The 21343-nt window shown below is 71.8% G+C and carries 14 protein-coding genes; 9 read left to right on the forward strand and 5 right to left on the reverse strand.

The genetic code is table 11. The features are described 5' to 3' along the window. Positions 1–23 precede the first annotated feature (23 nt). The 3 genes from ODJ79_RS28950 (at position 24) to ODJ79_RS28960 (ending at position 4160) form a co-directional block, all read left to right on the forward strand. Positions 24–443, forward strand: a complete 420-nt coding sequence (locus tag ODJ79_RS28950; protein ID WP_263026762.1) for a Fur family transcriptional regulator — start codon at positions 24–26, stop codon at positions 441–443. Further along, complete coding sequence (gene katG, locus ODJ79_RS28955) at positions 443–2665, forward strand: catalase/peroxidase HPI (protein ID WP_263026763.1); 2223 nt, start codon at positions 443–445, stop codon at positions 2663–2665. The genes ODJ79_RS28950 and katG overlap by 1 nt, the downstream gene beginning before the upstream one ends. A gap of 217 nt (positions 2666–2882) precedes the next feature. Next, positions 2883–4160 (forward strand): LuxR C-terminal-related transcriptional regulator, encoded by a 1278-nt coding sequence (locus tag ODJ79_RS28960; RefSeq protein ID WP_263026764.1) that lies wholly within the window; start codon positions 2883–2885, stop codon positions 4158–4160. Here the strand turns inward: ODJ79_RS28960 and ODJ79_RS28965 are convergent. The 4 genes from ODJ79_RS28965 to ODJ79_RS28980 form a co-directional block, all read right to left on the reverse strand. Beyond that, positions 4141–5922 carry a copper resistance CopC family protein gene (locus tag ODJ79_RS28965; protein WP_263026765.1) on the reverse strand — a complete coding sequence of 594 codons (1782 nt, stop codon included), beginning with the start codon at positions 5920–5922 and terminating at the stop codon, positions 4141–4143. The two genes, ODJ79_RS28960 and ODJ79_RS28965, sit on opposite strands and share 20 nt — an antisense overlap. Positions 5923–5934: 12 nt before the next feature. Further along, on the reverse strand, positions 5935–7884 hold the full coding sequence (locus ODJ79_RS28970) for a multicopper oxidase family protein (protein WP_263026766.1): 1950 nt from the start codon (positions 7882–7884) through the stop codon (positions 5935–5937). A gap of 139 nt (positions 7885–8023) precedes the next feature. Beyond that, positions 8024–9517 (reverse strand): glycerol kinase GlpK, encoded by a 1494-nt coding sequence (gene glpK, locus ODJ79_RS28975; RefSeq protein ID WP_263026767.1) that lies wholly within the window; start codon positions 9515–9517, stop codon positions 8024–8026. Positions 9518–9548: 31 nt separating this feature from the next. Next, complete coding sequence (locus ODJ79_RS28980) at positions 9549–10310, reverse strand: IclR family transcriptional regulator (RefSeq protein ID WP_263026768.1); 762 nt, start codon at positions 10308–10310, stop codon at positions 9549–9551. Between the two features lie 123 nt (positions 10311–10433). On the opposite strand from ODJ79_RS28980, the gene ODJ79_RS28985 reads away from it, so the two are divergent. From ODJ79_RS28985 to ODJ79_RS29005, 5 genes are all read left to right on the forward strand, one after another. Next, the gene (locus ODJ79_RS28985; protein WP_263026769.1) at positions 10434–11279 is read left to right on the forward strand and encodes an MIP/aquaporin family protein; all 846 of its coding nucleotides are present in this window, start codon (positions 10434–10436) and stop codon (positions 11277–11279) included. Further along, positions 11272–12789 carry a glycerol kinase GlpK gene (gene glpK, locus ODJ79_RS28990; RefSeq protein WP_263026770.1) on the forward strand — a complete coding sequence of 506 codons (1518 nt, stop codon included), beginning with the start codon at positions 11272–11274 and terminating at the stop codon, positions 12787–12789. Before ODJ79_RS28985 ends, glpK (ODJ79_RS28990) begins: the two co-directional genes overlap by 8 nt. Next, positions 12789–14492 carry a glycerol-3-phosphate dehydrogenase/oxidase gene (locus ODJ79_RS28995; RefSeq protein WP_263026771.1) on the forward strand — a complete coding sequence of 568 codons (1704 nt, stop codon included), beginning with the start codon at positions 12789–12791 and terminating at the stop codon, positions 14490–14492. The genes glpK (ODJ79_RS28990) and ODJ79_RS28995 overlap by 1 nt, the downstream gene beginning before the upstream one ends. 161 nt (positions 14493–14653) lie before the next feature. Next, positions 14654–15175 carry a hypothetical protein gene (locus tag ODJ79_RS29000; RefSeq protein WP_263026772.1) on the forward strand — a complete coding sequence of 174 codons (522 nt, stop codon included), beginning with the start codon at positions 14654–14656 and terminating at the stop codon, positions 15173–15175. A 39-nt stretch (positions 15176–15214) separates the two neighbouring features. Further along, a complete protein-coding gene (locus ODJ79_RS29005) occupies positions 15215–16735 on the forward strand; it encodes a sialidase family protein (protein WP_263026773.1) in 1521 nt (506 codons plus the stop codon). Here ODJ79_RS29005 and ODJ79_RS29010 read toward each other — a convergent pair. Continuing rightward, positions 16711–19590: a hypothetical protein gene (locus tag ODJ79_RS29010; RefSeq protein WP_263026774.1), complete on the reverse strand. Its 2880-nt coding sequence runs from the start codon at positions 19588–19590 to the stop codon at positions 16711–16713. The genes ODJ79_RS29005 and ODJ79_RS29010 overlap by 25 nt on opposite strands. Before the next feature lie 70 nt (positions 19591–19660). On the opposite strand from ODJ79_RS29010, the gene ODJ79_RS29015 reads away from it, so the two are divergent. Continuing rightward, the gene (locus ODJ79_RS29015) at positions 19661–21289 is read left to right on the forward strand and encodes an alpha/beta hydrolase (RefSeq protein ID WP_263026775.1); all 1629 of its coding nucleotides are present in this window, start codon (positions 19661–19663) and stop codon (positions 21287–21289) included. The last annotated feature ends 54 nt before the right edge of the window (positions 21290–21343 follow it).

Consider the following 21343-nt stretch of genomic DNA (forward strand, 5'->3'; position numbering starts at 1 on the left):
AGATTAGGTCCTATGTTCGTCGGGTGACGTCCGATCCAGCGGCGCGGCTGCGTTCGGTCTCGTTGCGCGTGACCCGCCCCCGGCTGGCGGTGCTCGAGGCGCTGCGAGACCACCGCCACGTCGACACCGACGCGGTGATCGCGCTGGTCCGGGCCGATCTCCCCGCGGTCTCCCACCAGGCGATCTACGATGTGCTGCGGGCGCTCACCGAGGCCGGTCTGGTGCGGCGCATCCAGCCGGCCGGCGCGACCGCGCGCTACGAGTCCCGGGTCGGGGACAACCACCACCATGTCGTGTGCCGCTCCTGCGGCGCCATCGCCGACGTCGAGTGCGCCGTCGGCCATGCCCCCTGTCTCACCGCCTCGAACGACCACGGCTTCGTGATCGACGAGGCGGAGGTCGTCTATTGGGGCGTCTGCCCCGACTGTTCGGAAGGAATCTGATGAGCGACACCCAGGACCCCAAGGCCGGCGGCTGTCCGGTCGCGCACGGCAGCGAAAGCGAGAACCCGGCGATCGACGCGCCCACGCCGCAGACCCCCGGACGTCCGCGTACGAACCGGGACTGGTGGCCCAACCAGCTCGACCTGTCGGTGCTGCACGCCCACTCGGCCAAGGGCAACCCGCTCGGCGCGAGCTTCAGCTACGCCCAGGAGTTCGCGAAGCTCGACGTCGACGCCCTCAAGCAGGACATCGTCCAGGTCCTCACCACCTCGCAGGACTGGTGGCCGGCCGACTTCGGCCACTACGGCGGCCTCATGATCCGGATGAGCTGGCACGCCGCGGGCACCTACCGCATCCAGGACGGCCGGGGCGGCGCCGGCGACGGCGGCCAGCGGTTCGCCCCGCTCAACAGCTGGCCGGACAACGCGAACCTGGACAAGGCCCGGCGCCTGCTCTGGCCGGTCAAGGCCAAGTACGGCCAGAAGGTCTCCTGGGCCGACCTGCTGGTGCTGGCCGGCAACGTCGCGCTCGAGTCGATGGGCTTCAAGACCTTCGGCTTCGGCTTCGGCCGGGCGGACGTCTGGGAGCCGGACGAGATCATCTGGGGCCCGGAGGACACCTGGCTGGCCGACACCCGGTACGTCTCGGACTCCGCGATGACCGACGACACCGTCGGCGCGACCGAGATGGGCCTGATCTACGTCAACCCGGAGGGCCCCCGCGCCAGCGCCGACCCGGCCGCCGCGGCGCACTTCATCCGCGAGACCTTCCGCCGGATGGCGATGAACGACGAGGAGACCGTCGCGCTGATCGCCGGCGGACACACCTTCGGCAAGACCCACGGCGCCGGCGTGGCCGACGATCACGTGGGCCCCGAGCCCGAGGCCGCCCCGATCGAGGCGCAGGGCCTGGGCTGGCTGAGCACCAACGCCAGCGGCAAGGGCGCCGACGCGATCACCAGCGGCCTCGAGGTCACCTGGACCGACAAGCCGACGCAGTGGAGCAACCGCTTCTTCGAGATCCTTTTCGGGTACGAGTGGGAGCTGTCCACCAGCCCGGGCGGCGGCAAGCAGTACGTCGCCAAGAACGCCGAGCCGATCATCCCGGACGCGTTCGACCCGTCCAAGAAGCACGTGCCCACGATGCTGACCACCGACCTGTCGCTGCGCGTCGACCCGGCGTACGAGAAGATCTCCCGCCGCTTCCTGGCCAACCCGGACGAGTTCGCGCTCGCCTTCGCCAAGGCCTGGTACAAGCTGCTGCACCGCGACATGGGCCCGGTCAGCCGCTTCCTCGGCCCGTGGGTGGCGGAGCCGCAGCTCTGGCAGGACCCGGTGCCGGCCGCCGAGGGCCCGCTGGTCTCCGACGCCGACGTGACCGCCCTCAAGGCAAAGGTCTTCGAGTCGGGCCTGTCGGTTGCCCAACTGGTCTCGACCGCGTGGGCGTCGGCCGCGAGCTTCCGCTCCACCGACAAGCGCGGCGGCGCCAACGGCGGCCGGCTGCGCCTCGAGCCGCAGCGCAGCTGGGAGGTCAACCGGGGCGCCGCGGATGTCATCGCGGTCCTCGAGAAGATCCAGCAGGAGTTCAACGCGGCCGGCGGCGCCAAGGTCTCGCTGGCCGACCTGATCGTGCTGGCCGGCTCGGCCGCGGTCGAGAAGGCGGCGAAGGACGCCGGCGTCGAGGTGACCGTGCCGTTCCACCCGGGCCGCACCGACGCGACCCAGGAGCAGACCGACGTCGACGCGTTCGCGGTCCTCGAGCCGCGGGCCGACGGCTTCCGCAGCTACCTGCGCCCCGGCGAGAAGACCCAGCCCGAGATCCTGCTGGTCGACCGCGCGTACATGCTGAACCTGACCGCGCCGGAGATGACCGTCCTGGTCGGCGGCCTGCGTGCGCTGGGCAACAACGTCGGCGGCTCGCAGCAGGGTGTGCTCACCGACCGGCCCGGCAAGCTGACCAACGACTTCTTCGTCAACCTGCTCGCACCGGGCACCAGGTGGAAGGCGTCGGAGACCGCGGAGCACGTCTACGAGATCCGCGACGTTACCACCGGCGAGCTGAAGTGGACGGCCGGCGCGGTCGACCTCATCTTCGGCTCGAACTCGCAGCTGCGCGCCCTCGCCGAGGTCTACGCCAGCGCCGACGCGAAGACGAAGTTCGTCAATGACTTCGTCGCGGCCTGGACGAAGGTCATGGAGCTGGACCGCTTCGACCTTCGCTGATACTCCGTATCACCGGCAAGCCCGGCCGATCCGCGATCGGCCGGGCTTGTTCGCGTTTTACGCGGAGATGATGCTGATTTATCGGCCACCCCCAAGGGACTTTCTCGTCCACCCATTTTCGCCCTGCGTGCGAAGGGTGATCCGAAGTGGTCGAATTCATGGATACACTTACATACGTTAATCGGGCGCCCCCATTAAACGCTCGGTGGGAACCGCTATGCAAGCCACTGCGCACGACCGCCGTACCCGGATCGCGATCACCTCTGATCGACGGCTCTTCCGGGACAGTCTCGCCGCGATTCTCGAGCACGCCCCCGGGCTCGAGGTGGTGGGACACATCCCCGAGGCCGCGCTGCCGGCCCTGACCGGGCTGAGCCGGCCGGACATCGTCCTCTTCGACGTCGGCATCGACGTCGAAGCGAGCCTCGCCGCCCTCGAAGCGTTCCATCGGCGGTGTGCCGGAACCCGGACGATCGTGGTCTACGACCGGCTGACCGGACCGGAGATGGACCGCGCCTGGCAGGCCGGCGCGAACGCCCTGATTCCGGCGAGCCGGGCCCTCGACGCGCTTCTGCTGCTGCTGCGCCGGTTCGTCGACCGCACCGACGAGATGGCCGAGAACCTGCTCGACGACCAGGAGCGCAAGATCATGGCGCTGGTGACCGCCGGGCACACCGCGGCCCAGATCGCCGAACTGCTGCGCCTGACCCCGGCCGCGGTCGAGAAGGCGAAGCACCGCATCTACCGCAAGCTCGGCGTCGGCTACCAGGGCGAGGCGGTCGCCCGGATGCTCGGCCTGGGCCTGCTCGACCACGATCTCGACCGGGCCCCGGACCGCACCGGCGGCGGGGAGCTGCTCGTCGTGCTGCGCGGCTCCGATCCGGCCACCCGGCTGGCCGTGCTCGCCGCCCTGCTCACCGCCCGGGTCGCCGTGCAGCAGGAGCTCCAGCCGTGCCTGGTGGGCAAGCCGTGGGACGAGGTGCAGCGTGGCCCGGTGGTCCTCGTCCTGCTGGACCCGGGCGCGACCGAGTGGATGCGCGCCGACGACGGCACCACGCCGACCGTCCTGGTGCACTCCGGCCCGCTGTGCCGGGCTCAGGTGGCCGACCTGCTGCTGCACGGGGTCTGCGCGATCGTCGCCGCCGAACGGGTGCGCGACGACCTGCCGCCGGTGCTGGCCGTCGTCTCCCGCGGCTACCTTTCCATCGACACCGGCGAGGCCCGCGCCCTGCTCAGCCGGCATCTCGGCCCGGCCGGCGACGCGGGGCTGCCCGACCTCACCCCGCGGGAGGCGGAGATCCTCCGGTCGATCGCCCTGGGCCACACCGTCCGGCAGACCGCCCGCGCGCTCGGCATCGCCGTCAAGACGGTGGAGAACACGCAGGCCCGCATGTTCCGCAAGCTCGGCACCCACAACCGCGTCGGCTCGCTGCGCGTCGCGCACTCGCTGGGCCTGGTCGAGACGGAGGAGCCGGTCATCCGGGCCGCACGGTGACGGTGCCGGTGACCACCGCCGATTGCGCCGCGGGGAGCGTGATGGTGAACCGCAGACGCCACGTGCCCGGCCACGGCACCGCAAGGACGGCGGTCGCGTGGTTGCCGCTGACCCTGATCAGCGGGATCCCGAGCGGTGCCCGCCCCGGCAACTCGGCTGTACCGGCCCAGCCCAGCACCGTCAGCGGGGCGCCGGCCCGGCCGTACGCGTAGACCTGGACGTGGTTGATGCCGGTCACGGCCGGTGAGAAACGAACCCGCACCATGGCCGTCGAGCCCACCAGCATCCCCATGTGGGACAGGCCGCCCACCACCCCGCGACCGGCGCCGGGGTCGACCGGCGTCGCGCCCGCCGGCGGGGGAGCGGTCTGCACCAGCGCCATGGCCACGGCGAGCACCACGCCGATGCCCGCCGTCTCGGCCAGCACCGCCCGCCGCAGCCGGCGACGCGCCGACGGGGGTGCCGCCTGCGCCCGAGAGCCGGCGGGCCGGTCGACGGGAGGCGGGCCGCCACCGCCGGCGGCCGCGGCCACCAGCGCGGGCGCCGGCGACCGGTCGTCCAGCTCCACGGCGGCGAACCTGCGCACCACCAGCCGCCGGGAGTGTCCGGCGACCGCCAGCACCACGGCCAGCACGGCAATCTTGACCAGGACCAGGCGGCCGTACGAGGTGTCCACCAGCCGGCCGAATCCGCGGACCTGCACCACCGCCTCGGCGCTGCCGGCCGCGACCAGGACCACGACCGCCCACTGCGCCCATCGGGACCAGGCCGGCAGCACCCTCGACAGCTCGGCCGTGCTCGCCCGCGGCAGCACGAACGCCAGCAGGGTCACCAGGCCGCCGAGCCACAGCCCGAGCGCGCCGAGATGCGCCGCGTCGGCCACCACCGTCAGCGCGGGCAGCGCCGAGGTCCGCGGATGGCCGGCCAGCGGCCACGTCGCCAGGCCCAGCACCGCCAGGACCAGCACCGCGAGCGTGCCGACCGGCGCCCGCCGGCCGCGGCCGGCGATCATCCGGCCCAGCGGCGCCGCGATCGCGGCGAGCACGCCGAGCCGAGCCAGATGCGCCAGCCCGTACGGGCTGACCAGCGCCTGCCGGACGGCGTCGCCGGTCACCGGACCGCTGCCCGCACCGTAGGGAACCTGCAGGCACAGCTCGGCCACCGTGCCGGCGGCGACCGCGACGAGCCCGATCCGGGCGAGCCGGCGTGCCCCGCGCCGGGCCACCCCGGCCGGCCAGAGCCGCCACAGGAACAGCACCGGACCGGCCAGCAGCGCGAGCCCGGCGACGGCCGCGAGGTGTGCCGCACCCATGGCGAGCACCAGCGGGGCGGCGACGGCGGGCGCGTCGGCGGCGACCGGTATCGGCGGGACGGCCGACGGCGCGCCGACCGAGAACGTCAGGACGCCGACCATCGGGTGCCCGTCGTCGGAGACGACCCGGTAGCTCAGCGCGTACGTGCCGGTCGGGCCGCCGGCGCGCAGCGGGACCCGGACCGTCGCGGTGGCCCGCTCGCTGACCCGCTCGCCGTCGGCCCGGCCGCCGTCCGGGGCGATCACCCGGATCTGGGCCGCGACCGGCTGCACCGGCTCGCTGAAGAAGAGCGTGACGGCCGCGGGCAGGCCGCCGACGACCGTCCCGGCGGGCGGGTCGGTGCGCAGCAGGTCGGCGTGCGCGGCGGCCGGCCCGGCCGGTGCGCCCAACGCCAGCAGCACACCGGCCGCGACCCCGCATCCGATCGCCGCCCACCGGGTCCCGCGCATCCGGGTTCCCGCCTAACCGACCTGGTAGGGGCGCATCATGTCGTTGTCCTCGTGATCGAGGATGTGGCAGTGCCAGACGAACCGGCCGGACAGGTCGAAGGTGGCCTTGATCCGGGTGGTCTGCCCGGGCAGCGCCACCACCGTGTCCTTGGTACCGGACTCCCAGCTCTGCGGGCCGGTCGCGGCGCCGCCGAACGGCCGCCGGTCGAGCACCTTGAACTCCACGAGGTGTAGGTGGATCGGGTGCCCGTCGTCGGTGAAGTTGTGGAACTCCCAGATCTCGGTGGCCCCGGCCCGCGGGTTCTCGGTCACCGGCGCGTCCCAGTGCAGCGGGTTGGGCGTGCCGTCCGGGTTCATCGTGCCGAGCAGGCCGACATCCGGTGCGTCCGGGAAGTCCGCGGAGTCCATCTCGTTCAGCGACAGCGTCCGGGTGACCGAGGCGGCGCCCGGCATGGCGACCGACGGCAGGCGCAGGCGGCCCGGCGGCACGCTGGTGTCCCGGGAGGCCGGCGGGCCGACGACGAACTGCATGATCTGGCCGGTGGTGCCGGTGTCGGCGGGTTCGAAGTCCACGCCCGGTGCACCGCCGCCGTACGGCTCGTCCGGCCCCTCGTTGATCAGGTGGAGCCGCGTGCCGACCGGGAGACCGGTGAAGTCGACGATCACGTCGAGCCGCTCCGCCACGCCCAGCCAGGCCGTGTCCACCGCGGCGGGGGCCGGCAGCAGTCCGCCGTCCGCGCCGATGACCCACATCGGCAGGGCCGCGGTCGCCGGCCGTGCCGCCGTCGGGTCGGTCACGATCTTCAGCAGGTAGGTGCGGGCGTTGCAGGCGTTCAGGACCCGGAACCGGTAGCGGCGCGGCTCCACGGCCAGGGTCGGCCAGGTGCCGCCGTTGACCAGGTTGGTGTTTCCGAAGAACTCCGGGTTCCAGTAGGGCGAGGTGTCGCTCGCCGGCAGCCACGGCCCGTCCGGCGGGGTGTCGCCGAAGAACCCGCGGCTCGTGGGGAAGAACAGCGAACCGTCGGCATTGAACGACTTGTCCTGGATGACCAGCGGGATCTCGTAGTACCGCGTGCCCGGCGGATCGCCGGCCCGCGGCGCCGGACCGGGCAGCACCCCGGCGGCGACATCGGTCGCGCCGCCGCGCAGCAGGTACAGGCCGGACAGCCCGGCGTTGACGTTCACCCGGGTCAGGCCGAGCTCGTGGCTGTGATACCAGAGCATCGTGGCGCGCTGGTCGTTCGTGTACTGCAGGACCGCCCTGCCCGGGGCCCACAGGCCACCGAACCGGGCGTGGGCCGCCTGGCTGAACCGGTCCCAGTAGGAGCCGACCGTGGCGTACCCCTGGGGGATGTTTCTCGCCGCCGGCAGGGTCCACGCCTCCGGGTACCCGTCGCTGTCCTCGTGGGTGTGCCCGCCGTGCAGGTGGACGACCAGCGGGATCGGACCGGTGTACGGCGGCGGCGTCGAGGTAAAGCCCGGCGTGTCGTCGCGGCCGCTCACCCCGCCCGGCGGGTTGGCCCAGTGGACCGTCGGATCCACCGTCAGCGGGTGCGGCACGAAGTTGTTCTGGCTGTCCACCATGCGGTTCCACCAGGTGGCGCGGACCGGGCGGCCGACGATCGCCTCGATCGTGTACGCGGGCGTGTGGAAGGTCCGCGAGTCGGTCGTCGAACCGAACCCGAGCACGGTCGTCGAGCCGAAGCCGGCCGGCAGGATCTGCTGCCGGAACCGGCCGGCCGCGATCGAATATCCGTCCATGCTCGACGTCGATCCCGACGAGGGCATCGCCGGTATGACGAACAGCGGCGTCACGTACTTGGGAATGGTCGTGGGGTCGAGCGTGCCGCCGGGCACCGGCTGAGCCAATGCGGTTCCGGTACGCAGAAGAATTCCCGCGGGAACGAGTGCGGCGGCACCGGCAATGGCGCCCGTTTTCAGCAGTTGCCGTCGAGTGGGCATGCGCGACTCCCAGTCGTGAGAATGCGGGGATATGAGTGCGCGCGAATACAGTGAAGTACCGGACGACGGATTCTGCCAATGGGTTACGGCCGACCAGAAACCCCCAAGGGGCGCCGGAAAACGATTACGCAGGGACCGGTCAGGAAGGGCGGGTCCAGTCGAAGGTGCGCTCGACCGCGCGCCGCCAGTTGCCGTACTCGACCGTGCGGATCTGCGGGTCCATGGTGGGCAGCCACTGCGCGGCCCGGTGCCAGTTCTGCCGCAACCCCTCCAGGTCCGGCCAGTAGCCCACCGCGAGCCCGGCCGCGTACGCCGCGCCCAGCGACACCGTCTCGGCGGCGAGCGGGCGGACCACCGGCACGTCCAGCACGTCGGCGATGAACTGCATGAGCAGGTTGTCCGCGGTCATCCCGCCGTCCACCCGCAGCGAGGTCAGGTCCAGGCCGGAGTCGGCGTTCATCGCGTCCACCACCTCGCGGGTCTGCCACGCGGTCGCCTCCAGCACCGCCCGGGCCAGGTGACCTTTGGTGATGTACGAGGTCAGGCCCACGATCACGCCGCGCGCCTCGCTGCGCCAGTACGGCGCGTACAGGCCGGAGAAGGCCGGCACGATGTAGCAGCCGCCGTTGTCGGCGACCGTGCGGGCCAGCGTCTCGATCTCGGGCGCGGTGGCGATCAGCTCCAGCTGGTCGCGGAACCACTGGACCAGCGAGCCGGTGATCGCGATCGAGCCTTCCAGCGCGTACGCGGCCGGCCCGCCCGCGATCTGGTAGGCGACCGTGCTGAGCAGCCCGTGCGTCGATCGCACCAGCTCGTCGCCGGTGTTCAGGAGCAGGAAGCTGCCGGTGCCGTACGTGCACTTCGCCTCGCCGGGGGCGAAGCAGGTCTGCCCGAACAGGGCCGCCTGCTGGTCGCCGAGCGCGGCGCCGATGCGTACCCCCGGAAAGGCCGCCACCGCGGTGCCGAAGACGCCGATCGACGGCCGGACCTCGGGCAGCATGGCCCGCGGGACGCCGAAGAAGGCGAGCGCGGCCGGCGACCAGTCCAGGCTGTGCACGTCGAGCAGCATCGTGCGGCTGGCGTTGGTGACGTCGGTGACGTGCAGGCCACCGGTCAGGTTCCAGATCAGCCAGGTCTCCATGGTGCCGAACAGGATCTCCCCGCGTTCGGCCCGGTCCCGCAGCGATGGGTTGCCGTCCAGGAGCCACTTCACTCGCGGCCCGGAGAAGTACGTGGTCATCGGCAGCGCCGAGCTGTGCTCGACCTCGGGCGCGCCGTCGGACTCCTTCAGGAACCGGACCAGATCATCCGTACGCGTGTCCTGCCAGACGATCGCGTGGCCGACGGGAGTGCCGGTGTCGCGGTCCCAGAGCAGCGTGGTCTCCCGCTGGTTGGCGATGCCGACGGCGGCGACCTGCTCCTCGGTGATCCCGGCGTTGCGCAGCGCCTCGGGGGCGAGCCGCTCGACGTGCCGCCAGATCTCGGCGGCGTCGTGCTCGACCCAGCCCGGCCGGGGGTAGAACTGCTTGTGCTCCTGCTGGGCCAGGGAGACGAGCCGGCCGCGGCGGTCGAACACGATGCACCGGGTGGACGTGGTCCCCTGATCGATGGCGACGACATAACGCTCGGTCATGGTCCCTCCCCTCGAGGCCCCCGAAGATGGCTCAGCGCCGGGCGGCTCCCAGTTCCCGGGAGATGGCGCGGGCCGCGTCCCGGACGTAGGCGACGAGATGCCGGTGCGGCCGGTAGCGGCTGTCGCAGATCCGCTCGACCAGGCCGTTGATGCCGATGGCGCCGACCACCAGGCCGCCGTACCCGCGGATCGGCGCGGCCACCGAGGCGGTGCCGGGCGTCATCTCCTCCGCCTCCAGGCTCCAGCCGTTGTCGCGGACCTGCTGAAGCTCGGCCGCCAGGGCGCGCGGCGTGCGGATCGTGCGGCGGGTGAAGCGGTCCAGCGCCTCGGCCGGTTCGGGGCCGGTCGCCCGGTACGCGAGCAGCACCTTGCCGATCGCGGTGGCGTGCAGCGGCAGCGTGGCGCCGACGCCGAGGATCTGAAACGTGTCGTCGGGGCGGAACACGTGGTGCACGACGAGCGCCTGTCCATCCCGGAGGGCGCCGATGCGGACCGACTCGCCGGTGCGCGCGGCCAGCGGGTCGGCCCAGTTGATCGAGCGGGAGCGCAGTTCGTTGACATCCAGGTAGCCGGAGCCCAGGTGGGGGAGGGCCGGGCCCAGCTTGTAGTGCCCCGAGGCGCGATCCTGCGCCACGAAGCCGACGTGCTGCAGCGTACGCAATATGCCGTGGGTTGTTCCCTTCGCCAGGTCGAGGGAGCGGGCGATGTCGCCCAGCGCCAGATGGCCCGGTCCACCGGCGAGCAGACGCAGGATCGCGGCGGCCCGCTCGATCGACTGCACTGTTCCGGGCACGTAACCGACTCTATGCCACCGTGTGAACGCGCACCGTTGTCGAAGTTCGACAATGCCGAACGCCCTTCATTGCTCGGGTCCTGACCGCTACTTAGCGTCCACGGCATCGAGCAAGGAGGGCACATGGCAGAACGTCTGAAGATCCCGGGCTTGCTGGGCGAACTGATCGCCGAGTTCGCCGGGACCATGATCCTCATCCTCTTCGGCGTCGGCGTGGTCGCGCAGGTGGTGGCGGGCGGCTTCGGTGACCACGACAGCATCGCGTGGGCGTGGGGCCTGGGTGTCGTGCTCGGCGTCTACGTCGCGGCCCGGACCAGCGGCGCGCACCTCAACCCGGCCGTCACCGTCGCGCTGGCGGTCTTCAAGGGCTTCGCCTGGCGCAAGGTCGTCCCGTACTCCCTCGCGCAGTTCCTCGGGGCGTTCGTCGCCGCCCTGATCGTCCGCTGGACCTACAGCGACGTGCTGCACGCGAAGGACCCGTTCCTGACGATCAAGACGCAGGGCGTGTTCTCGACCCTGCCCGGCAACGGGGCGCTGCCGGTATCGCACTGGACCGCGTTCCTCGACCAGATCGTCGGCACGGCCATCCTGCTGTTCCTGATCCTGGCCATCACCGACGAGCGGAACACCTCGCCCGCCGCGAACCTGGCGCCCTTCATCATCGGCCTGATCGTGGTCGGGATCGGCATGGCGTGGGGCACCAACGCCGGGTACGCGATCAACCCGGCCCGCGACTTCGGCCCGCGACTCGCCAGCTTCCTCACCGGCTATGGCGGTGCTTTCCGGGACCAGACCGGGTATCTCTATTTCTGGATCCCGATCGTCGCACCCGTCATCGGCGGTGTGCTGGGCGCCGGCCTGTACCAGTGGTTGATCGCGCGGTTCCTGCCGTCCCCGGACGAGCCGCAGGAGCCCGGCCGGATCCCGACCCCGCCCGGAGAAGAGAGAGTGGAGGCAAGCCGTGGCTGACTTCGTCGGAGCCGTGGACCAGGGCACGACCAGCACCCGTTTCATGATCTTCGATCACGGCGGTAACGAGGTGGCCCGGCACCAACTCGAGCACGAGCAGATCCTGCCGCAGGCCGGCTGGGTCGAGCACAACCCGGTGGAGATCCTCGACCGCACCACCACCGTCGTGCGCACCGCGATGCAGAACGCGAATCTGCAGGCCACCGACCTGGCCGCGCTCGGCATCACGAACCAGCGGGAGACCGCCGTGGTGTGGGACCGGCGCACCGGCCGGCCGTACTACAACGCGATCGTCTGGCAGGACACCCGCACCGACCGGATCGCGTCCGCGCTGGACCGGGACGGCCGGGGCGACGTGATCCGCCGCAAGGCCGGGCTGCCCCCGGCCACGTACTTCTCCGGCGGCAAGATCCAATGGATCCTGGAGAACGTCGACGGGGTGCGGGAGGCGGCCGAGCGCGGCGACGCGATCTTCGGCAACACCGACAGCTGGCTGCTGTGGAACATGACCGGCGGGATCGACGGCGGCAACCACGTCACCGACGTCACCAACGCCAGTCGCACCATGCTGATGAACCTGGAAACGCTGGACTGGGACGACGAGCTGCTCAGCTTCTTCAACATCCCGCGGTCGATGCTCCCGGAGATCCGGCCGTCGTCCGATCCCCACACGTACGGCGTGGCCCGCTGGCCGGGGCCGCTGGGCGGCGAGGTGCCGCTCACCGGTGACCTCGGCGACCAGCAGGCGGCCACCGTCGGGCAGGTCTGCTTCTCGCCCGGCGAGGCCAAGAACACCTACGGCACCGGCAACTTCATGCTGCTCAACACCGGGACCGAACTCGTACGCTCGGAGAACGGCCTGCTCACCACGGTCTGCTACAAGCTCGGCGACGCTCCGGCGGTCTACGCGCTGGAGGGCTCGATCGCGGTGACCGGCTCGGCCGTGCAGTGGCTGCGCGACCAGCTCCACGTGATCGACTCGGCGGCCGAGAGCGAGACCCTGGCCGCCACGGTGCCGGACAGCGGCGGCGTCTGCTTCGTGCCGGCGTTCTCCGGCCTGTTCGCGCCGTACTGGCGCTCCGACGCCCGCGGCGCGATCGTCGGCCTGTCCCGGTTCAACACGAGCGCGCACATCGCCCGGGCCACCCTCGAGGCGATCTGCTACCAGAGCCGCGACGTGATGGACGCGATGGCGCAGGACTCGGGCGTCCGGCTGGACGTGCTCAAGGTCGACGGCGGCATCACCGCCAACAACCTGTGCATGCAGATCCAGGCGGACGTGCTCGGCGTGCCGGTCAGCCGGCCGGTCGTGGCCGAGACGACCGCGCTGGGCGCGGCCTACGCGGCCGGTCTCGCGGTCGGCTTCTGGAAGTCGACCGACGAGCTGCGGGACAACTGGAACGAATCCCAGCGTTGGCAGCCCACCTGGACGGATGAACAGCGCACCGATGGGTATGCACGGTGGAAGAAGGCGGTGCAACGCACTCTCGACTGGGTGGACGTGGACTGATGGTTGCTCTGTCACCGGAGTATCGGGATTCGGCGCTGGCCGCGCTGGCCGGCGCCGAGCTCGACGTACTGGTCGTGGGCGGCGGCGTGGTGGGCGCGGGCTGCGCCCTCGACGCCGCCACCCGCGGCCTCACGGTCGGGCTGGTCGAGGCGCGCGACTTCGCCTCCGGCACCTCCAGCCGGTCCAGCAAGCTGATCCACGGCGGGCTGCGCTACCTGGAGATGCTCGACTTCGCGCTGGTCCGCGAGGCGCTGCGGGAGCGCGGACTGCTGCTCACCCGGCTGGCGCCGCACCTGGTCCGGCCGGTCCGCTTCCTCTATCCGCTGCAACATCGGGCCTGGGAGCGCCTGTACGCCGGGGCCGGCGTCACGCTCTACGACACCATGGCGATGAACGGCGGGCTGCCGCACCACCGCCACCTGTCGCTGCGCGGTGCGCTCCGCGAATGCCCGGCGCTCAGGAAGGAGTCGCTGGTCGGGGCGTTGCAGTACTACGACGCCCAGGTCGACGACGCGCGGCACACCATGTTCCTGGCCCGGACGGCCGCCTCGTACGGGGCGCACGTCGCCTCGCGTACCGAGGTCATCGGTTTCCTGCGGGAGGGCGAGCGGGTCACCGGGGTCCGCGTGCACGACCTCGAGCACGACCGGTCCTTCGAGATCCGCGCCCAGCAGGTGATCAACGCGACCGGCGTGTGGACCGACGACACCCAGGCGCTGGTCGGCGAGCGCGGCCAGTTCCACGTGCGCGCGTCCAAGGGCATCCACCTGGTCGTGCCGCGGGACCGGATCCAGTCCCGGACCGGGCTGATCCTGCGCACCGAGAAGAGCGTGCTGTTCGTGATCCCCTGGGGCCGGCACTGGATCATCGGCACCACCGACACCGACTGGACCCTCGACAAGGTGCACCCGGCGGCGTCCAGCACCGACATCGATTACCTGCTCGAACACGTCAACTCGGTGCTGTCCACGCCGCTGACCAGGGCGGACGTCCAAGGCGTCTACGCCGGCCTGCGGCCGCTGCTCTCCGGCGAGTCCGAGTCGACGTCGCAGCTGTCCCGGGAGCACACGGTCGGCAGCCCGGTCCCGGGCCTGGTCGTGGTGGCCGGCGGCAAGTACACGACGTACCGGGTGATGGCCCGCGACGCCGTGGACGCCTGCGTGCACGGGCTGGGCCGCTCGGTCCCGCCGTCCTGCACCCAGTCGGTGCCGCTGCTCGGCGCCGACGGCTTCGCCGCGCTGTGGAACCGGCGGCGGCTGCTGGCCGCCGAGTCCGGCCTGCACGTGGCCCGGGTCGAGCACCTGCTCGGCCGGTACGGCACGCTGGTCACCGAGGTGCTCGACCTGGTCGCGGCCGACCCGTCGCTGGCCGGCCCGGTCGAGGGCGCCGACACCTATCTGCGCGCCGAGCTGCGGTACGCGGCCAGCCACGAGGGCGCGCGGCACCTGGAGGACCTGCTCACCCGCCGTACCCGAATCTCGATCGAGACCTTCGACCGCGGGGTCGCGGCGGCACCGGTGGCGGCATCGCTGGTGGCCGGGGTGCTGGGCTGGAGCGAGGAGCAGACCGAGCGGGAGGTGGAGAACTATCGGTTACGGGTCGAGGCGGAGCGGCGTTCCCAGGAACAGCCGGACGACGAGACCGCGGACGCGGCCCGGCTGGGCGCGCCCGATGTGGTGCCGCTGAGCACGGCACCACGATAAGAAGGAGGCCGTCACTCAACCGGGCGATGGCTCCGGATAACGGTCCCCGCCTCGACGGCCGCCGGAAAGATCCTCTTTGGAGTCCGGAATGTCCGGACTGGCCGGAGGGGACATTCGTCATGGTCATCAAGCCTGGGCGCCTACGCCGACATGTTGCGGCGATGCTGGCGGCCGTCTGCGCCGTCACAGCAACCTCCGGGCCGGCTCTCGCCCGGCCGCCGGACCTGTCCAACGGCACGGCGGCTCTCACGGTCTGGCAGCGGTCCGTGCTGCTGCACGCGACCCGGCAGTTCCGCGACGTCAAGAATGCGATCGCGGCCGGCTATCTGCCCACCACGCAGTGCGTGCCGGGGATGGGCCTGCACTACGTGCAGCGGTCGCTGGCCGCCGACACGAACATCGACCCGACCCTGCCGGACATCCTGATCTACGAACCCGTCGCCGGCGCGCCCGTGCGATTGGCCGCGCTCGAGTTCTTCCGCGCCGACGCCGACCAGGACCTGAAGACCGACAACGACCGGCCCACGCTGTTCGGCATTCCGTTCAACGGCCCGATGACGGGTCACCCGCTGCCGCCCGGCCAGCCGACCATGCCTATCCATTACGACCTGCATGTGTGGCTCTACCAGGACAATCCGGCCGGCGAGCTGGCCACCGACAACCCCAACGTCGACTGCAAGTAGGCCGAGTTGCCTCGTGGTACCGGGCGTGCCAGGGTGTGAGTGACAGGCATCGATGCCTACTGGGGGGTGCTCATGCGTACGGTCCGCAGGGCGATCATTTCGGGTGGCTTCTCGATCTCGGTAATCCTGGCCCTCGCGCCGGCGGCGAGCGCCGCGCAGGCGGGTGTCGCGCAGGCGGGTGTCGCGCAGGCGGGTGTCGCGCAGGCGGGCGTCGCGCAGGCCAAACCGGTGGTGCTGACCGTCGGGCAGGCCGCGAGTCAGGACGTGCCGCCCGCGGCGGGCTCGGAACCGGACACCCTGGTCGAGCCGGACGCGGCCGCCGACCCCGAGCACCCCGGGGTCGCGGTCGTGGTCGGGCACGACGGCCGGTACTCCGACGGCGGCGCGGTCGGCATCACCCACGCCTGGACCCGCGACGGCGGGCGGACCTGGCGGCACGCGCCCGTCCCGTTCATCACGACGGCGGCCGGCGGCGCATGGGACCGCGCCTCGGACCCGGTGCTCGCGTTCGGGCCCGGCGGTGTGCTCTACCTGTCGACGATCGCCTTCAACAGCAGCGCCACCGACTGCCGCAGCGTGGTCCTGGTCTCGCGGTCGACCGACGGGGGCGCCACGTTCGAGCCGCCGTCGACGGCACAGTCGACGAACGACTGCACCATCTTCAACGACAAGAACTGGCTGACCGTCGACGACAATGCCCGCTCGCCCTACCGGGGCCGGGTCTACCAGTTCTGGAGCTACTTCGTCGGCGACTTCGCCAAGCAACAGGTCCGCTGGTCGGACGACCGGGGACGGACCTGGAGCGCCGCCGTCGTGGTCACCCCCGACGCCACCGACACCCAGGCGTCGCAGGCGCTCGTGCACCTCGACGGCTCGATCACCGACGTCTACCTCGACTACACCGGCACCGGGCGGACGCCGGACCGCGAGCGCGAGCAGGCCGAGGCGCGGGCCGACGCCGCGGCGGCCGAGCCCGGCGTGCCGCTGCGGGCGCGCACCTCGCACGACGGCGGCCGCACCTGGTCGGGCGCGGTCACCGTCACGACCGACGTGGGCGGCGACGTGCCGGGCGTGCGCTGTTGCCTGCCCTCCGCCGTGATCGATCCGGTCACCGGCCGGATGCACGCGGTCTGGCAGTCCACCGACCTGTCGCTGCTGCAGGAGTCGTCCTCGCCGGACGGCGTGCACTGGAGCGCGCCGGTCACCGTGAACCCCGACCGCACCGCCACCACACAGGTGATCAATGCGGACGTCGCGGCGTACGCGGGAAGGGTCCTCGTCTCCTACGGCGTCCGGGACAGCGCGGTGGCCGACGGTCGATACGTGCGGCAGCGGGCGGCCTTCTCCTACGACGCGGGCCGCTCGTTCCCCGGCCGGGTGCGGCTGGGGCCGATCTCCGACCTGACCTATGCCGCGCAGGCCGGCGGCGCCTTCCCGGGCGACTACATCGGAACCGCGGTCTCCCGCGGGCTGTTCTACGCCGCCTGGCCGGTGTCCTCGAAACCGCCCTACGGCGGGACCTACCACCAGGTCCTTTACGCCGCCGCGATCCGCCCCTGACGGACCGACCAGGTCAGCACGAGACCGACGGCGGTCAGCAGCGCGCCGACCGCCAGAAGCCAGAGCGGCAGCTGTGGCGGGATGCCCAGATAGGTGACCATGCCCAGGATGCGGTGCAGACCCCAGGGCAGTAGCGCCATCTGGTCGTTCCAGATCGTCAGCGAGCGTTCCAGACCGACCGACCAGATCAGCGCGCCGAGGGCGAGCATCGGCAGGCCGCCGGCGAGCGTGACCGCGCCCGCGACGCGGCGGCGGGACCAGCAGTATCGGGTGCGCAGCACCGATCCGGTCGCGACGAAGAGCCAACCGAAAAGAGCAAAACCGATCGTCACGTACGCCGAGCGAGCGGTCGGATTCGTCCAGAACTCGAACCAGTAGTGTCCCGGGCCGCGGATCGCCAGGGCGGCCAGCAGCAGCGCCGAGCGCAGCAGCGCGACCCCGCCGATGACGGTCCACAGCGGATAGGGGTCGCGGCCGCGCACGAGGAGGCGGACGACCAGCGCGAACAGCGCCCAGCAGCCGAGCGTGACGAGCAGTTCGGCGGGCGCGGCGAACCAGGTGTGGATCCCGCGACTGAGCACCAGCACGGCGGCGGGGAAGAGGATGGCGACCCACCGCGCGTGGTCGGCCGCGGGCGCGCCGGCGCGCCACGGCATGATCGCAGCGGTCCACAGCGCGCGTAGCGGTCGCCAGGGAACCAGGACGGACACGATCAGCACGCCGAGCAGGACGCGGGCGAGAACCGCCATGAGCGGGTCGCGATCGAAACGGCGCATCCCCAGGTCGGCGGCCGTGAAGTTGTAGGCCGGCAGGGTGACGTCGCCGCTGTACCGGCGCACGTGGGTGGCGCGCGCCGCCTCGTACACCTTCTCGGCCTGCTGCCATTGCGACCGGGCCGCGGCCGAGCCGGTGTCGATCCACTGGGCCCGGCGCAGCACCATCGTCCGGTAGGCGCCGAGGGTGCGGAACAGATCGCTCTGGTAGTCGAGCGCCGCGAGCAGTTGCGCCCGCAGCGCCGGATCACGCCAGGTCGCGGGATCGGTCGCGCTGACCAGCGAGCGTTGCTGATCGGCGAGGGCGATCGCCCGGTCGCCGGCCGCGATCGTTTCGTCGACCCGGTCGCGTCCGATCGCATAGATGCTGTCCAGCACCGCCGAGTCGCCGGTGACGATGTCCCACTCGAAGATCCACATCATCGGCGGCGGTTCGAGGCCGAGCGCCTTGACCGAGTTGTCCGCGTACGGCGTGAGATAGAGGCCCTTCGTGATCGCCTCCCGCGACATGGCGAACATGTGGCCGACCGCGGTCGCCGTCGCCGGATCGGCCGAGAACGTCTGGCGCACCCAGTCGGCGGTAATCCCGGCCGGGTCGGCGTCGGGTTGCCCGGCGAGGCGGGCCATCGCGTACGCGTTGAGGTCGTAGAGCTGCCAGAAACCCGTACGCAGATAGAGGGTCATCGGTCCGGCCTTGAGCGGGCCGCCGTCCTGGGTCCACAGCCAGACGCCCTCGATGCGCGGGTTCTCCGCCAGCAGCTGCCGCAGCGCCGACGCGTGCAGCGCGGTCAGGTCGTTGGGCAGCGAGCCGAAGCCCTCGAACTCGCGCCGGCCCTGGAACTCCACGATCCGCCGCTGGTCGCCCACGCCGAACGTGGTGTTCAGCGGCAGGTGGCCGTAGAAGTCGCCGAGCGTGAACTTGGTCGAGACGATCAGGTGCGGGTCGTGCAGCCCGCCGAGCACCTTCTCGTACGACTCGGGATTGGTGTGCAGGTCGCCGACCGCACCGACGCCGACCGTCCAGGTCCGGAAGATGATGTCCCGGTCGCCCTCGGCCGCCACCGCCAGCAACGCCGTGAGCATCGCCCGGACCTTCTCCGGCGTGGTGACCGCGATCCGTGAGTAGTAGTCCCAGCCGGGCGCGTGATAGGCCGATCCGCCCTCGCCGACCCGGATCATCAGCCCCGCCGCGAACGGCATGCTCGCGAACAGCTCGCGCAGCCCGGCCTGGTAGATCGGCCAGGGGTCGTTCTGCTTCGTCAGGTAGGCGTCGAGCGGGCCGGAGAGCGCGAGCATGTCGGTCAGGAAGTAGACCCGCACGCCCATCTCGGCCGCGTACCCGAAGACCGGGGCGAAGGCCTGCACCATCGCCTGCGCCCGGGCGATGTGCGGGTCGCCGGCCGGGTAGACGGCCTTGCCGAACGTCACGTACTCGAGGAAGCCGGGCACCACGACGCCGTTGTAGCCCTGCGCCACGGAATGGTCGATGAACTGCCGGAACTGGGCCGCCACCCGATCCACCGCGGCCCGGTCGACCCAGGGCGCCCGGGGCAGCAGCGTGCCGGTGACGATGTCGGTGTTGAGCGAGTAGTCGGTGCCCTTGCTCCACGTCCGCGGGTCGGGCTCGCGGCCGACCGAGCCGGCGTCGGTCAGCCGCAGGCCCAGTTTCGGGGTGCTCTGTCCGGTCGCGATCGGCGCGCCCGATCGGATCCGATCGGCCACGGCGTACAGGCCGGCGGCCGCGCCCGCCTCGCCGTCGGCGCTCAGCACGAACCCGTCGGCGGTGCGATCGATCCGGTACGTTTCGCCGGAGTTGTCGCCGCGGACCACCACGCGCAGAACGCCCCGATGTCCCCGCCCGGCGTCGGTGACCGCCCGCGCCGCCACGTCCAGCCGATGCGAATGGCGGTTGAGCGTCACCGACCCGACCTCGGCCGGGACCGCCGCACGCACCGGCGCCACGCCGGACGGCTCGGCCATCACCTGCGCCGGGACCCAGGACAGCCGCAGCGCGCCGCTCAACCCGAACGCCATCCCGAAGCCCACGGCCAGGAGCAGCACAACCACCAGGAGACGACGCACGGCGCTATTTGTAGATCATGAGCGCGTCCGGGTCCACATGCATCGACACATTCAAGTAATTTGAGGTGTCATGACGCGTCTTCGCCTCGTACTGGCCGCCGCTGTCATCGCAGCCCTCGGCGGCACCCTGGTCGCGCCGGCCGCGGCCTCGGCCGGCAACGGCCCACCCGGGTGGTCGGATTGCGGCAACGGCTTCCAGTGCGCCACCGTCCCGGCCCCGCTCGACTACGACCACCCGCGCGGCGCCCAGATTGCCCTGTCCTTGATCAGATTGCCCGCTTCCGACCCCGCACATCGGATCGGATCACTTCTGATCAACCCGGGCGGTCCCGGCGGATCCGGGGTCGACTTCGTCCGGGCGGCCGGACCGTACTACCCGGCCTCCGTCCGGGCGCGCTTCGACCTGGTCGGGTTCGATCCGCGCGGCATCTACCGCAGCTCGCCGCTGCTCTGCTTCGACTCGCTGGAGCAGGCCATGGCGTCGCTGCCGCCGTTCCCGTTCCCGCAGACGCCGGCCGAGGAGCAGCAGCAACGGGCCGCCGACGGCCGGCTCGCCGCCGCCTGCGCGAGCCACGGCGGCGCCATCCGGGACCACATGTCCAGCGCCGACGCGGCCCGCGACCTGGATCTGCTGCGCCGGGTGCTCGGCGACCGCAAGCTCACCTACCTCGGCTACTCGTACGGCTCGCTGCTCGGCCAGACCTACGCCAACCTGTTCCCGCACAACTTCCGCGCGCTGGTCATCGACGGCGTGGTCGACCCGGTCGCGTGGAGCACCGGCCGCGGCACGCAGGCGCTCACCACCCCGGTCGGCACCCGGATCGGCAGCGCCGACGGCGCCCGGGCCACGCTCGGCGAGTTCTTCCGGCTCTGCGACGCGGCCGGGAGCGGCTGCGCGTTCTCCGGCGGCGCGAGCCGGCGGTTCGCCGCGCTGGCCGGCCGGCTGCTCGACCACCCGGCACAGGTGGTCAACCCCGCGACCGGTCAGACGATCACCTTCACCTACAACGACCTGATCGGTCTGACCCTCGGCGACCTCTATCGGGCGTCGACCTGGGCCGATCTGGCCTCGATCCTCGCCTACCTCGAGGGGCAGGTCTCCCCGGCGGTGCTGGGGGAGAAGCTGGCCGCCAACCGCGCCCGCTTCGGGCTGACCGCCGCCTACTACGCCAACGACGTGGAGGGATCGCCGGGCGTCACCTGCTCGGACACGCTCAACCCGCGCTCGTTCGGCGCCTGGCAGCGGTCCGCCGATCGCAACGAAAGCCGGTACGGCTACTTCGGGCGGGTCTGGAACTGGACCTGGAGCTCGTGCCGGGTCTGGCCGGCCGGCGCCGGACAGGACCGCTACCTGGGGCCGTGGACCACGCGTACGGCCGCCCCGGTTCTGGTTGTCGGTAACTACTTCGACCCGGCGACGCGCTATCAGGGCGCGGTGACGGCGTCGCAGTTGCTGCCGAACTCGCGGCTGCTTTCCTACGCGGGCTGGGGACACGCGGCGTACCTGCTCGCCGGCAACGTGTGCGTCAACGACAACGTCTCGACCTACCTGGTCACCGGCGAGCCGCCGGCGGCCGGCACGGTCTGCCGGCCGGAGGGCTCGCCGTTCGACGCGTCCTCCGCGGCCGACGCGGTCGCCGTCTCCGCCACCGGCGTCGTTCTTCCGGCGGCCGTACGCCAGGCTCTGCACGCCAACTGACGCACCCTTCGTTGCGCTCCGGATCGGCCGATCCGGAGCGCAACTCGTGTGATG

The organism is Actinoplanes sp. KI2 (assembly GCF_025630775.1).
Classification (GTDB): domain Bacteria; phylum Actinomycetota; class Actinomycetes; order Mycobacteriales; family Micromonosporaceae; genus Actinoplanes.